Source organism: Cupriavidus sp. C3SS-1, from assembly GCF_057073755.1.
In genome coordinates, this window is record NZ_CP172700.1 from 487778 (window position 1) to 503093 (window position 15316).

Sequence of the window (15316 nt, forward strand, 5' to 3'; positions counted from 1 at the left end):
GGCGCACAGGCATGGCTAACGGTACGCGGCAAGACCAGCGACTTGCCGAAGCGCTTCGATCCCGCCACTTCCTGCCCGATGAGATCGGGCTGGCGCAGCGCATTCGCATGACGCTGGACCACGCCGCCACATTGCGTTTTGGTGCACAGGCGGGCGCCGGGCATTGGGACGCCGCGCTGCGGCAGGACCAGACCGTGCTGCTGGCCGACCTGGCCTCGTTTCCGCTGGCGCGGCTCGAAGCCGAGTTCGTGGCCGCGCTGGACAGCGAGGGCGAACAGGCACTCTGGGCGCGCCTCTGGCGGCTGGTGCAGGCCTATGACGGCTGGTGCCGGTGGTTGGGCGCGCAGGGTTCGGCTGGCGACGGGCAAGCGCGGATCGACATCGACGGCGATGGCGATGGCATTGGCGACGCGCTGGGCGAAGCGTTGCTCGCGCAGATCAAGCAGGGCCTGGGCGCGTGGCTGCAAGCCGGCATCGACGGCTTCGGGCATGGCGGCGGCGCGTTGCACCCAGCCTGGGCGCGCGCCGCGGCATCGGACGATGCCACGCCGATGCGCGCCCTGCCCGCCGACGACCCGTTCGTGCGGCGCCAATGGCTGCGGCGCGGCTGGCTGTCGCTGAGCATGGCCATCGCACGGTTGCAGCCGCTGGCGCGCGTGCAGTTCGAGCGCAGCATCGGCACGGGCTGGCACGAGCCGTCGATGGGCCTGCTGCTGACCGCGCTGCAGTTGTTCCAGTACACCCGTGCGCCGCTGAACGCGTTCCCGGAGCGCCTGATCGACTTCTACTATCGCGATGTGCTGCACCTGGCGCCGCGCCGCGTCGTGCCGGATTCCGTGCACCTGTTGCTGGGCCGGGCCGTGCACTACGCCGGGCCGGTGGATATCCCGGCCGGCACGCGCTTCGCGGGCGGCAAGGACAGCCAGGGCAAGGCGCTCGAGTTCGCCGCCGATACCGCGTTGTCGCTGACCGGTTCGCAAGTGGCCATGCTTTGCAACCTGCGCATGGAACGCGACCCCACCATTTCCCCGGAGCGCGAGTTCGACTATCCCACGCGCATGAAGGTGGAATCATTGCCGCTGCAGCCTCCGTCGGCCGCGTATGCGGAGCGTGCGCCGTGGTGGCCGCTGCTGGGTGGCGCCGTGCGCGATTCGGCGTCGCAGGCGCAGGACGCGCGGCTGGGCTTTGCGCTGGCATCGCCGTTGCTGCGGTTGCAGGAGGGCAGCCGCGAATTGTGCGTGCGGCTGCAGCTGTCGCATCCCGCGACCGACGACGTGGCCTTGCAACGCGCGCTGCGAACACCACCGGCCCGGCGCGATATCGGCTGGCTGACCGATGTCTTCGGCAGGTATGCCGCGCATGAGCAGCAGAGTTTTCCGGGGCGCCCGCGCCCGTCGGCGGCACCAGCGGAGCCGGATGCCGATGCGCTGGCACGCGCGGCCTGGGCGCGCGCACCGGAGTTCGCCGGCGAGGACGTGCAACTGGCCTTCCTGCTGGCCCGTTGCGTGGCGTGCGACGATCGCGAGCGCTTTGCCGAGCGGCTCGGCCGGCTGTTCGCGGCATGGCTGGTGGCTGGCGACGAGGATCTGCGCGCGGCCGATCTCGATGCCTTGCGCGCCCATGCGGCGCGCCTGGATCCCGAACGGCAGGGGCGGCGCGTGGAAATCGACGATCCGCTCACGCTGATTCATCCCCCGCGCGATACCGGCCAGGCCGCGCGCCTGCCCGATCGCAACCTGATCTTCGAGCGCGTGTTTGCGGGCATCTGGGAAGCCGAAGTCAGCGTGCCGGGCGGCTGGTTGCGCATCGACCATGTGTTCGCCAGGCGGCGGCCGCGCGCTGAGGACGCGTCGCACGCCGGCGGTGCCATCGAGTTGGTGATGCGGCTCGGCCCTGACCGTCCGCCCGTGGTGCCCTGCCAGCCTGCGGTGCACGGCGACCAGTGGCCGGCCCAGCCGGTGCTGCAACTGGCGCTGCGCACCCATGGCCGGCTCTATGCCTATGGCATGCTGCAGCAGTATGGCCTGCACGGTATCCGGCTTGGGGTGAGCGTGCACGATCTGCGCAATGTCGTGCTGTACAACCAGCTTGGCCGGCTCGATCCGTCGAAACCGTTCCTGCCTTTTGGCCCGGCACCGGCGGTGGGCAGCTACCTGGTCTTCAGCAGTCCGGAACTGGCATGCAAGCCGCTCCAGGCCTTGCACCTCGACCTGAAATGGGCCGGACTCCCCGCGCATCCGGGCGGCTTTCCCGAGCACTATGAAAGCTATCCGGGCGACTGGCCGGCCGGCGTGTTCCGTTGCGACGCCAGGCTGCTGGTCGATGGCCAGTGGCGCGGCAGTAACGGGGGCACGCTGCCGCTGTTCACCACGACGGGCGGCGGCGAACGACTGATCGCCGGGCACCGCCTGGTGTTGCCATCGTCGGCCTTGCGGCGTCTGCACCGTGCCGCGCCGCCCCGCCCGGCGGGCCAGCCCTTCGCCTATGGGCTGGATGCACGTAGCGGCTTCTTCCGCATTGACCTGGCCGAGCCGCCCAACGCCTTCGGCCATGCCATGCATCCCACGCTGCTGGCGGCGGCGCTGACGCGCAATGCGCGGCTCAAGCGCCCGGCCGGCCCGTTGCCGCGCGAGCCCTATACGCCACGGCTGGAGGCGTTGTCGCTGGGATACCTGGCCAGCCAGGAAATGCCGCTCAACGGCGACGTGGCCGTGCCAGCGGGGCAAGCGCTCCAGCACACCGTCTTCCACCTGCATCCGTTCGGCATCACGCCGGTCCAGCGCTCCCAGGGCCGCGAGCCCGGTTTGCTGCCGCGCTATATCGGCGACGGCAATCTCTACATCGGTCTGTCCGGCGCGAATCCGCGGGGCGGCCTGCATCTGTTCTTCCATTTGCGCAAGGAAGTGGCCACGGGACGCTGGTCCGACGACCTGCCCGCGCTGAGCTGGGCCACATGGCACGACGACGGCTGGAAACCGTTGCCGGCCCACGCCGTGGTCAGCGATGGCACGCAGGGCATGCTGCGCCCCGGCATCGTCCAGTTCAACCTGCCGGCGGGCATGGTGCAGAACCGCCTGGGGCCGTCGGGCAGCGCGTACTGGTTGCGCCTGAGCGCGGACTGGGGTTTCAGCCGGCTGGCCGGCCTGTATGGCGTGCACTGCCACGCGGTACGCGCCACGCGCGTGGCGCCTGCGGGCGCCAGTGCCGGCGCGCCGCTGGAACTGGCGGCACTGGGCCCCGGCACCATCGACCGGCCATTGCGGCCGCTGGCCGGCCTGGGCCAGGTGCTGCAGGTAGGGCCGTCCGAGGGCTGGCGCGCCGCCGATCCGCCCGAGGCGGTGCGCCTGCGCGGCGCCGAACGCCTGCGGCACAAAGCACGCGCCGTGACGCGCTGGGACTATGAGCGGCTGTTGCTCGATGCCTTCCCCGAAGTGTGGAAGGCCAAGTGTTTTCCGCACCATGAGGTCACCATCAGCGATGCGATGACGGCCAGCCGCGGCGCGCGCTATCGCCACCTGGCCAGCCACCCCGGACAGGTACTTGTGGTGGTGGTGCCGCATCCGCGGCCCGGCATGCTGTTCAGCAGCACCGAGGCGCCGCGCCTGGATTCCGCCATGCTCGATGCCATGGAGCGTCATCTGCAGGCGCGTGCGCCGCGTGGCGCCACGGTGCGCGTGCGCAATGCCGCGTATGAACGGGCACAGGTGCGCTGCATCGTCCAGCTGGCACTGGACGCTCACCCTGGCGCGGCGCTGCGCCAGTTGAACCGGGCCATCGTCGAACGCCTGTCGCCATGGCATGCAGATGGCATTGGCGCGGAATTCGACTGGAGCGTGCGCGCCGAGGACATGGAGGCTCTCCTGCGCGCGCAGCCGGGCGTGGACGCCGTAGGCCGGGTGTCGATGCTGCACATCGTGCGCAATGACCGCCAGTTCAACGCGCTGCGCGACACGGCCACCCATATCGTTCATGGCGAGGCCCGCACGCTGCGGCCCGCGCAACCGTGGAGCCTGCTGCTGCCGACGCGTCGCCACCTGATCGAGTTGCGCGACGTGACCGGCCCGGGCGCCCCGCAGCGCACCGGTATCAACCGGCTGGAAGTAGGCAGTACTTTCATCGTGGGCCGCTCGGCGCCGCCATCTTCCGGGCAGGAGCGACATGACCAGTAGGAACCGCGAATCCCTCAAGCGCTATTTCCGCGAAGGTGCATTGCCTGACGAGGATCACTTCGCGGATCTGATCGACTCGATGCTCAACATGAGCGACGAGGGCTTCCGCAAGACCGTGGAGCACGGCTTCGAGGTGTACTCGCCGCTGGGCCACGATGCGCTGATCGGCTTCTTCCGCGACCAGGATCCCGAACGGCCCGCGTGGCAGATCGAACTGGGCGGTGCGCGCGATGCACTGCTGATACGGGGCCGCGATGCGCCGGAGGATGCAGACGAGCTTGGAACCGCCGCCAGCGGCGCGAATGGCGGCGATGGCGGCGCCGACGGCCAGCCGGCGTCGCAGCGCGCGGCGCTGCTGTACCTGGACCAGGAGCGCCGTATCGGCGTGGGCACCGAGCAGCCGCAGACCACGCTGGACGTGGCCGGCACGGTGCGCAGCAGGGGCCGCCAGGGTGCCTACACGCGCGAGCATCCGGTGACGCTGCGCGCCGATGGTACGTGGCAGGACCTGACCGACGACCTGGGCGGCTGCCAGGCATTCGAGATCGTGGCGGGCGCCGGCATGCGCGGCAAGGGCCGCTTCGGCCTGGTCCATGCCATTGCCGTCAACACGTACAACCCCACGCTGGGGCTGTTCAATTTCCTGAACCGCAAGCGCGGCATCCGGTGCACGCACGGCTTCTACAGCCGCCGGTGCGATCGGCTGCAACTGCGCTGGACCGGCACCAGCGGGCGCAACGCCAGCTATCGGCTGCAGATTCGCACCGGCTGCGACTTTGGCCCCGACGTGCGCATCCAGGCCCAGCTGACGCAGCTCTGGGCCGATACCCATATGGGCGGAGGCCAGCCATGAGGCGCGGCGAACCGGTGCCGGCTGCGGGCCCGGCGGCGGGGCCCGGCGCCACGCGCGAGCCGCCACCGCGTCCGCCCGCGCTGATGTCGCACGACGCGTTCGAGGCACCGCTGCCGGACGCCGCGTCGATCGAGCGGCTGCACGGCGACCCCGATTTCAGCTATGGCGACCTGCGCGCGCGTGGCATCGCCCTGGCGCAGGCGACGAGCGGACAGCTCTGGACCGACTACAACCTGCACGATCCCGGCGTCACGCTGCTCGAATCGCTGTGCTACGCGCTGACTGAAGGCGTGTTCGGCGCGCAGGCCGACATGGCCGATCTGCTGACCGCGCCCGATGACCGCATCCACTTCCGGCGCCATGCCCTGCACGCCCCCGAACAGGCGCTGCCGTGCCGGCCCACCACCGAGACCGACCTGCTGCGTTACCTGCTCGATCGCGTGCCGGCGGTGCGCCAGTTGCGGCTGCAGATGCCGGAGGGCGATGGCCGCTGGCACATGGCGTTGCGCGTGACCGATGGCGACGGCGATGCCACCGCTCGCGAGATCGCCCGCGCCTATCGCGCGCAGCGCAACCTGGCGGAGGATCTGTACGGCACGCCGCAGGTGCTGCGCCCGCGCTGGTGTGCGCTGGAAGTGCGCCTGAGCGTGGACGGGCCCCGTGATCTGGCTGACATCCTGGTCGAAATGGTGCGGCGCTGCGCCGATATCGTGGCGGCCGCGCCGCCGCGACAGCCGCTGCAGGCCAGGCTGGCGCAGCATGATGCGTTCGGTGACCCGCTGGGCACGGCGGAGCTGTTCGAGGGACCCGTTGCGCAGTGCGGATGGATCGCAGCCGAGGATCTGCGCCGCGACCCTGCAAACCGGCTGTACTTTGGCGACCTGGCGCAGGCATTGCGCGGCATCGACGGCGTGGCCGATATCAGCGCGGTGCGGCTGGTGCCGCTGGCGCCGGTCGGTAACGCGGCTGATCATGAGGGACACGAGGACGACGAGGGCGAAGAAGACGATGTGTCCGGGTTCCACGCCGACAGCCTGCCATGGCATGGCGACGACTGGGCCATGCAGTTGCGCTGGCCCGACACGCCCGCGATGCTCGCCGGCTGGCAGGTCACGCGGCGCGGCACGTTGCTGCACGTGGATACCGGCACGTTGCTGGAACGGCTGGCCGATGCCCGGCAGGCGCAGCGCGTGGCCAGCACCGCCGTGCCGCGCACGTCCCCGTTCGCGGGCCGGCTGCTCAAGCGCCCGGCCGGGCAGTACCTGCCGGAGGGGCCCTATCTGTCGATCTGGCATCATCTGCCGCCGCTCTATCGCGAGTACCATCTGGCGCCCCGTGCCGATGCACGGCGGCAGGGCCAGTTCGGCGCCTACCTGGCGCTGCTGGAGCAATGGCTGGCCCACGGCAACGCGCAATTGCAGCATCTGCGCCAGCTGTTCAGCATCGAGCGCAATCCCGAGGCGAGCTATTGGTGGGCGCCCCTCGATGCCAGCGATATCCCGGGGCTGGCCGGCGTCAATGATGGTGTGGCGCAGAGCGCCACTGGCGGGCTTGACAGCGAAAGCGACTTGCTGGACCGCCGCAGCCGCGTGCTGGACCTGCTGCTGGCGCTGCATGGCGAAAGCTGCGACCAGCACAGCATCCAGCGCTTTGGCGCGTACTTCGACGCCGGCGCATGGCAGCGGCACCTGTACAGCTGCAAGCGCCGCTTTTTGCTACGGATCGTGCGCCATACGCGTGACCGGGGCGGGGCGTTCGACTACGGTCGCCCGTCGCTGGGCCGCCGGGGCAATACCGCGCCGCTGCAGGAGCGCGTGGGGCTGCTGCTGGGCTTTGCGCATACGCACAGCCGCCTGCTGGCGGGCGTGCCCGGCGCGCATGGCCTGGCGCTGGACCCGGATCCGCGCCGCGCGCCGCACACCGAAGCTCCGGCCAATGCCGTGCCGCTGGTGATGTGGCCACCAATGCGCGCGCGAATCGTGGCGCACTACGAGGAAGACGTGACCATGGGCGAGGTGCACGAGCGCCTGGCCTTCCATCTCCCGAGCCTCGATCCGCGGGCCTTGCCGGCGCCGCTGTTCCGCTGCGCGGCGCATGCCGCGCGCTACCACCGCGTGGATAGCGCATGCGGACCCGAACTGTGGCTCGGGCCGGACGAGGACGGCCGCTGGTGGCAACTGGCCGTGCGTGACGGACCGGGCGGCGTGCTGGCGCCGGCGCTCTACCTGCACGAGGTGGCTTGCCGCGTGCAGCGCGATGCCGAGGGCCTGCATCTGGTGGAACACGTCCTGCTGCGACCGCTTGGCCAGGCCAGCGCGCCCGCCAATGCCCTGGCCCAGGGGTTCGAGGCGCACCGCATCAGCGTGATCCTGCCCGGTTGGACGGCACGCGGCGCGGACCAGAGCTTCCGCGAACTGGCGGCGGAGACCATCGCGCTGGGTTGCCCCGCGCATGTGCTGCCCGATGTGCACTGGCTCGACGCCCATGCGCTGGCCGCATTCGAGGCCGATTTCGCAGCGTGGCTAGAGGCCCGCGTGCGGCATGCAAAGGACGACAGCGCGCAGACGGTGGCGGATGTCGATGCCTGCGCGCAGCGATTGCGCGATCGGCTGGCGGCCCTGCCTGGCGGTGCACAGGAGGCACGGCCATGAACCGGCAACCGCCACGCTCGGTGGCGCCCCGACGCGCGACCCATGCGATCGAGACGCTGGTCTGGGCGTCGCGTGATGATGCCGACCGTGACGCGGCACACGTCCATCAGGCGCGTATCAGCGCGTTCCTCAACGGTCCGGGGCGCCAGACCATCGCACGCGTGTTCACGCGGATGTCCGCGGACAACGAGGTCTGGCAGCTCGATACGCTGGAAATCGACACCGGGCGGCTGGCTGCGCATGGCAGTTTCGCCGAGTGGGCCGCGATACTGGAGCACCAGCTCAGCGAGGCGCTGTGGCGTGCCCGTCGGTCGATGGCATCGGGCGCATGCGATGCCGTCGACGCGCAGGCCAACGATGGTGCGTTGACAGCCGGTGTTGCCACGGGGGATGCGCCGCGACCCTCCGACCCCCAGCGCCTGGAACACTTCCTGTTCTACCTTCAGCACGGCCACCTGCCGTGGTCGCGCAGCGCGATTGCCGGGCGTGGATTGTCGGCGTGGCTGGCCGTGCTGGCGCGTCGCACGGGCCCACGGCTGTGGTCGCTGCTGCGCGAACTGCACCCGACGCACTACGTGCTGAGCCGCCTGAGCCAGATCACGCCCTACCAGGGCTTGCAAGCGCTGGTGGCGGTGCGCCACCGCCAACTGGCGGCCAGCCTGGACGCGCTCGATGCGCAGTTGCTGGTGCCGTTGCAGGCGCGCGGACGCCTGAGCATCTACCAGGTCCAGCAGTTGCAGCAGGCCTGGCGGCTGGCGGCATTCCGGACGATGTGGGACCAGCGCGGCGCGCATCTGAGCATCGACGATATACAGCGCCTGCAGCGCGAACTGGGCACTGCACTGGCATTGCAGCTGGGGCAGGGCGGGCTTGGGGCATGGCGCCCGTCGCGCTTGCGCATGAGCGGCCGGCGGCCGGACGCCTCAGGTGACGACATGGCATCGGCACTGGAACTGCAATTGCTGCTGGGGGTGGTCGATGTAGTGGCGCCGCGCCGCCGCATGCGGGCGCTCGAAGCGCATCGCGATGGCGTGGCCCGGCGCGATGCGCCGGCGGATCGCATGGCGGCAAGACAGATCGGGCAGGGCGCCGCGCTGCGGGCACGGCGGCCGCTCGATGCCGCCCTGGACCGGTTGGCGCGTGCGCTGGATGGCAGCGAGCCGCTCGATGTCCGTTCCGTCGAGCTGCTGCTGCGCGAACTGGCGCGGCGCGAGCCGGTTGCCTTGCGCACGTACCTGCGCGCGCTGGTGCTGCGCCAGGGCGAAGGCACCGCGAACTGGATCAGGCGGCATGGTGCGGCAGTGGTCGCCCAGGTGCTGGGGGCGCTGGCGACAGGCGGCGCAGCGGCATCTGGCGCGGTCTCCGGCACGCGGCCGCGCGCACCGCTGGGCACGCATTGGGCCGAATCGCTGCGGCAGTTCGCGCTGGCGGCGTTGGCGCAGGGTGCCATGCCGGGCGGAACGCGTCCGGGCGGCTTGTCGGCGTTGCAGGCGTGGCTGTCGGCATTCAGCCTGCGGCAGCTTGCGCTGGGCGAGCGCCCGCCTGCCACGCGGCAGGACTGGGAGCGCCTCTGGCGGCGGGCAATGGTGGCGTGGCAGCACGGCGGCGCATCGGGACGGAGCCCGCGCGGCGTGCGTGCGCGGGCTGACGTCCTGCAGCCGGAAGTCCATGCACCGGACGAGCTCTTCTCGCCCACCTCGCGGCGCGCGTTGCCATTGCCCCACGCGCTGCGCGATGCGCTGGCGCGGCGCGTGCGCCGGCGCAGCTGGCGCTGGCAAGTGGCGATGCACTGGGATGCGCCGCGCAAGGTCGGGCTGCTCGCGATGATCGATATGGCCCGCGGCCGTGCCGGTGCACAGCCGTGGCTAGAGATGACGCGCCGCTGGCAATGGGTGGCCGATGCCGTGGCCACGTGCATCGCGCAACTCGATGCAGACGCCCATACCGATACCGATACCGATAACGATGCCGATGCCGATGCCGATGCCGATGCCGATGCCGATGCCGATGCCGATGCGCGCGCCTGGCACTGGCATGCGGCGTGGCTATGGGAAGTGGCCATCCGTCGGGCATGGCGCGATACGGGCGCGCTCAATGCCGTCAGCCTGCTGCAGGCGTGGAGCGAGGCCGCCGCCCGGGGACGCGATCATTCGGCGCGGCCTTCCGTCTCCCCGCCGGCAACCGTGCCGGCGGTAGTCGCGGCGCTGCGGCACCTGGCCCGGCCGCTACGGCGCCTGGGTGCTCGCGTCCATCGGCGTGGCATGCCGGCAGGCAACCATCCGCCAGCGCGCGCGCCGGTGAAGGTGTCCGGGTTCGCGAAGCTTGCCGATGCGGGGTTGCCATGCCGCTGGCATGCCGTGCATCGCGTGACGGCCCGTGCGGAACGCCTGGTGCATATCCTGGCGCTGCCGCGACAGCGGGCGGCGGTGCGCGATGCCGGCGTGCGCCAGCAGGTCAGGCAGTGGCTGGCCGACCCGGCGCTGTGTGCCGACTGGCTGGGCGCTACACGGCCCGCGCAGCGCTGGACGCTGCTCGGCGTGCTGTATCCGCGCCAGGTGGCAACCTTGCGCCGGTGTAGCGACGGCTTGCAGCGCGTGGAATCGGCGCTGGTCCCGCACCAGGGCGCGATGGCGCGCCAGGCAAGCCATTGGCGCTTCCTGGCCGACCATGTGCTCGTGCGCGCGCTGCCGGTCACGCCGGGCTGGCTGGTGCGCCGCCATGCGCTGTCGATCCGGTGCGAGGCCGAAGGATATGGGGGGGCGGGGGGCACGCGCCTGGAACGCTGGTTCTCGCTCGTGGCCGACATCGCCGGCGCCTGGGGCCGACGCACCGCCGCCACAACGCCGCAGTCCGCTTCGGCACCGGTGTCCCCCGCCAGGCGCGGCATACCGGCCTGGTTCCGGGCGGCAAGTCGTGCGTTGCGCCGCACGCCGGACGCTGCCGAGGCGCAGGAGTCCATTCACCTTGCGCAGCGCCAGACCCGGAACCCGGGCGATGCGTCGGACCGGCAATCGCATCAGGCGCCCGCTGTTGCGAACCGGGCAGATATCGCCACGGCAGACGACGTGCCCGAACTTGCCAGGCTCGCCAAGTTCGGCCCGTTCGATACCCACTACGTCGACGCGGCGGGCCTGGTGCTGCTGGCCACCTACTGCCAGCGCCTGTTCGACCGCCTGGGACTGCTGGAAGATCGCCGGTTGCGCAATGCGGCGGCCGTCTCACATGCGGTGCGCTGCCTGGCGTGGCTGGTGCACGGGCACGACGATGCCAGCGAACCCGAATGCGTGCTGCAGAAGCTGCTCTGCGGCATGCAGCTGACCGAGCCGCTGGCGGCCCATACCGCGCTGGACGCGCCGACACGCGAGCTGCTCGATGGGCTGCTGCAAGCCGTCATCGCCAACTGGGGGGCACTTGGCAATACGTCGCCGGCCGGCTTGCGCCAGACCTTCCTGCAGCGCGAGGGGCGGCTCATGCGCGAGCAGGGCGACGCCGGGTTTCACTGGCGGCTGGTGGTGAAGCCCGGCCCGTTCGACATGTTGCTGGATCGCCTGCCGTGGTCGTACGCCACGATCAAGCTGCCCTGGATGGAAGAGGTGCTGTATGTCGACTGGCGCTGAACGCGATACCGCGCTGCACGCGCAGGCGCTGCGGCTGGAGCTGGACTGGCTGGAAGCGGCGCTGGCGCTGCGCTTCCAGCATCATTTCGGCAAGGGTGGCGGCGATGCCGCGGGCGGGGCGCTGGTATGGCCGGCTCCGCCCGGCCTGCCCGAGGGCAGTGCGCTGGCCGACGTGGTGCGGCAGTTTGCCCTGGATACCACCGAGCGATTGATCCTGGCGCTGGCGCTGGCGCCGCATCTGCGGCCGGCGGCGCTGGACCTGTTCTTCGTGAAGAATCGCGATTTCGACCGCGGCTTCAGCGAGTTCGGCGGCTGCCGCGCCCGGCATCATGCGGGTTTCCTGCCCACCGGGGAAACGGCCGCATTCGTGGTGGCTGGCGACGACCTCGAGGCACGGCTGGCGGCACTGGCGCTTTGCGACCCCGAGCATCGGCTGGTGCAGGCGGGCCTGCTGCAGCTTGATGGCGAGGTGGGCAGCGAGCCGCAGCTGAGCGGCGCGCTGCGCGTGGGCGCCGAGGCGCTGCAGCGGTTGCAGACCGGTGCCTGGCACAAGCCCGACTACAACGCGCAGTTTCCCGCGCGGCGCATTACCACGGCGCTGGACTGGGACGACCTGGTGCTGGACCCCGAAGTGATGGACGAGATCGCCGTGGTGCAGGCGTGGTTGCGAGATGGGGCCGCATTGATGCAGGCGTGGGGCCTCGGTAAGGCCGTGAAGCCCGGCTACCGCTGCCTGTTCTATGGGCCGCCCGGTACCGGCAAGACGCTGACGGCAACGCTGCTGGGCAAGAGTGCAGATGTCGACGTGTATCGCATCGACCTGTCGATGGTAGTGTCGAAGTACATCGGCGAAACCGAGAAGAACCTGGCACGCGTGTTCGATCAGGCGCAAAGCCGGCACTGGATCCTTTTCTTCGACGAGGCCGATGCGCTGTTCGGCAAGCGATCGGCCACGCAGAGCAGCAACGACCGTCACGCCAATCAGGAAGTGGCATACCTGCTGCAGCGCGTGGAGGATTTTGCGGGCACGGTGATCCTGGCCAGCAACCTGCGCGCCAATATCGACGAGGCGTTCTCGCGCCGCTTTCAATCCATGATCTATTTCCCCATGCCCGACGTGGCCCAGCGGCTGCGGCTCTGGCGCAGCCTGATCCGCGAGCCTGGGCGCGCCGCCGCCGATGTGGACCTTGCGTCGTTGGCCGAGCAGCATGCTCTGTCGGGCGGCGCCATGGTGAACGTGCTGCGCTATGCGGTGCTGCAGGCGAGCCGCGAAGCGGCGACACAGTTCACTGCCGAGCATCTGCGGCTGGGCATTGCCCGCGAACTGCGCAAGGAAGGGAGGACGGCATGAAGCACGCGCGTCGTGGCCTGGTGATGGCGTTGTTCGCGGTGGGCGCGGGACTGCTGTGGCTCGCGCCGGGCGCCACGCCGGTGGCGGCATCGGCTGCCGTGGCGACCGCTGCGTCCGCCGCCGCGGCTTCCGCGCCGGCCGCAGCCGGCGCCTCCAGCGTCTCCAGCGCTTCCAGTGTTACTGGCGCGCCGTCGCTCGCGCCCGTTGCGCCGGTGCCCGCTGCCGGCAGCACGGCGTGTGTGGCGGGCAAGTCCGCTGCGGAGATGTGCATGGGCGATGCCGATCCTCTGGCTTTCGAGAAGACGGCGGTCACCAGCCTGCCATCGGCACGGGTGGACGTGCCCTATGCCTACCGCTTCCAGGCCACGGGTGGCGAACCGCCCTACGTGTTCAGCGAGGTGGAAAAAGGCCTGCCCGATGGCCTGACGCTGGATGCGAATGGCAATGTACGCGGCACCACGTCGCAACGTGGCCGGCGCACCTTCACGGTGGAACTGCGCGACCGCTGGGGGCAGGGCGTGCGACAGCAGTTCGCGCTGAACGTGATCGGCCCGCGCACATCGGGGCCGGCGTCACCGGCCGCGTCGGCGCCGGCTGCCATTCCCGCCATCCAGCACGTGCCGATCGTGGCGACGCAGACGTCGCTGCGCAGCGGCACCGAAATCGATAGCTGGCGCCTGACCGAGGCGGTGCTCGCGAAGATTGCGCCGCCGCCACCGCCGGAGTCCGCCGATGCGCAGGCCGGAGGGGCGGCCGATGAGGCTGGAAGTGGGGCCGGCGATGGTGCCGGCAGTGGCGGACAGCCCGCGTCGGCGGTGGCCGCGCCGTTGCCGGATGCCGACGGTCTCGACGAACTGAGCGAGGCGGGGGCATCGCAACTGGCCACGTTGCTCAAGCCGATGCTGAACGTGGACTATCCGACGCGGGCGCTGTTCGCGGCTGCACTCGATGCGCGCGTTTGCGCGCAAGCCGCCGCATTGACCGAACGGGTGGCGCTGGATACGCGGCAAAACGCTCCGGACGCCGAGCAATGGCGCCAGCATTGCGCCACCGCCTGGCAGGGCCCGGCACCGAAGACGCCGCCGCAGTTGTCCGAGGCGCCGGTCAAATGGCAGGATCTGCCGGCCACGCTGATGCCGGTGCGCGTGCGCGCGTGGCTGATCGAACAGGCCATGCAGCCCCACGACGCGACCATCGTCACGGCACCGCCGTGGTCGGGCACGGGCTGCAACTGCCTGGTGGGACCTACTAGCGGCGCGGTCTACGGTTATGTGCCAAACTGGAGCGATCCCAAGCACGGGCCCGCCCTCGACTTCGGCCTGTACGAGCGGCTGATGGGCTATGCGCAGCCATTCGACGACGACGGCAATATCACGCCGCTGCAACCCGATGCGGCACAGCTGGACTTCCTGCGCGCCGCACATCGCTATGGCAGCAAGCTCGATGTGACCATCTATCGCCGCGACTGGCAGTTCCTGTTGCGGCTGCCGGAGGCGCAGCGTCGCCGTGTAGCCGAGCAGGTGGCCCGGCAAGCGGTGAGAATGATCGATGTGCCGCTGAACCGGTTCGAACGCCGCTGGGAGGACCGCATTCCCGGCCTCGCCAGCGATAGCCACCTGGGCGACGGCATCACGCTGTTCCTTGACCAGGCGCCGATACCGGGCGACCCACGCTACGCGGCGTTCGACGATTTCCGGCACCGGCTGATCCAGACGCTTATCGCCGAGATGCGCCGCGGCAAGCGCCAATACATGCTGAACCTGATGCTTCCGGCTGGCGATCTCGTGCCGGCGCTGCGTCATGTGGACGAGACCGCGAAGCCGGCATCGCCGCCTGCCGCCGCGCCTGCCAAAGGGCGCCCGTCCGCCGCGCCTGCCGCCGCACCGGCACCCGCCGGCGCCTCGTGGACATTCGGCCGCCTGCTCGACTACCTGGTGCAGGCGGAAGACCCGCCTTACCAGGACGGACGCATCATGGCCGGACCCGGCGGCTACCGGAGCCAGACCAACGTGACCGTCAGGTATATCGTCGCGCTGCCCGAACCCACCACCTTCAGCAAGAAGGCGCTGCGCGAGGCGGTGGAAGCGTCGGCCGACCTGGCCGGCACCAACCGTGCCATCGTCGTGCGGCGCATTGTGCCGCTCGTGTCGGCGGGAAGTGCGGGCGTGCGCCAGATGAGCGACGACATGGCCTATTTCAACGACAACTTCGGCGGCGTGGCGCTGTGGCCGCAACCGGCGGCCGATGCGGCTACGGCGCAGGTGGTGGAGACCACCGTGCGCAGCACCATCCTGGCCGACGAAACGCGCGAAGGCGCAACGTGCAACCTGGTTTGCGACTGGCGCTGGGCGCTGCGCGCGATGTTCTGGGTGTTGCTGGGCGTCGCGCTGGTCTCGCTGCTGCTGTTCCTGTTTTCGTGCCGCGTGCGCGCACTGGGGCGTCCGTTCCAGCTGTACCTTGCGCTGGCGTGGATCGTGCCGGCCGTGATTGGCGGACTGCTGCTGCGCTGCGATCCGGACCTGGCGTCTGCCGATTTCAGCAAGCGGCTGCTGTTCGCGGTGCTGGCGGTGGTGTTTGTCACGATGCTAGTGCCGCTGCTGAAGCCGCGCGTGCCGCATCCCTGAGTCAGGTAGTCCGGCACATGCACAACCGCTTATCCACTGCCATCGAGCGGT

At 70.4% G+C, this 15316-nt stretch carries 6 protein-coding genes; all 6 read left to right on the forward strand.

The features are described from left to right. Nucleotides 1–11: 11 nt before the first annotated feature. From ACIGJC_RS18285 to ACIGJC_RS18310, 6 genes are read left to right on the forward strand one after another with little or no spacing between them, the layout of a single operon-like run. The gene (locus ACIGJC_RS18285; RefSeq protein ID WP_483713492.1) at nucleotides 12–4169 is read left to right on the forward strand and encodes a hypothetical protein; all 4158 of its coding nucleotides are present in this window, start codon (nucleotides 12–14) and stop codon (nucleotides 4167–4169) included. Next, the gene (locus ACIGJC_RS18290) at nucleotides 4159–5022 is read left to right on the forward strand and encodes a hypothetical protein (protein ID WP_483713493.1); all 864 of its coding nucleotides are present in this window, start codon (nucleotides 4159–4161) and stop codon (nucleotides 5020–5022) included. Before ACIGJC_RS18285 ends, ACIGJC_RS18290 begins: the two co-directional genes overlap by 11 nt. Then, a complete protein-coding gene (locus ACIGJC_RS18295) occupies nucleotides 5019–7673 on the forward strand; it encodes a hypothetical protein (protein ID WP_483713495.1) in 2655 nt (884 codons plus the stop codon). Before ACIGJC_RS18290 ends, ACIGJC_RS18295 begins: the two co-directional genes overlap by 4 nt. Further along, entirely contained in the window at nucleotides 7670–11290 is a 3621-nt protein-coding gene (locus ACIGJC_RS18300; RefSeq protein ID WP_483713496.1) for a contractile injection system tape measure protein, read from the forward strand. The genes ACIGJC_RS18295 and ACIGJC_RS18300 overlap by 4 nt, the downstream gene beginning before the upstream one ends. After that, nucleotides 11274–12641, forward strand: a complete 1368-nt coding sequence (locus ACIGJC_RS18305; protein WP_483713498.1) for an ATP-binding protein — start codon at nucleotides 11274–11276, stop codon at nucleotides 12639–12641. The genes ACIGJC_RS18300 and ACIGJC_RS18305 overlap by 17 nt, the downstream gene beginning before the upstream one ends. Further along, complete coding sequence (locus ACIGJC_RS18310; RefSeq protein ID WP_483713500.1) at nucleotides 12638–15265, forward strand: Ig domain-containing protein; 2628 nt, start codon at nucleotides 12638–12640, stop codon at nucleotides 15263–15265. The genes ACIGJC_RS18305 and ACIGJC_RS18310 overlap by 4 nt, the downstream gene beginning before the upstream one ends. Nucleotides 15266–15316 lie beyond the last annotated feature (51 nt).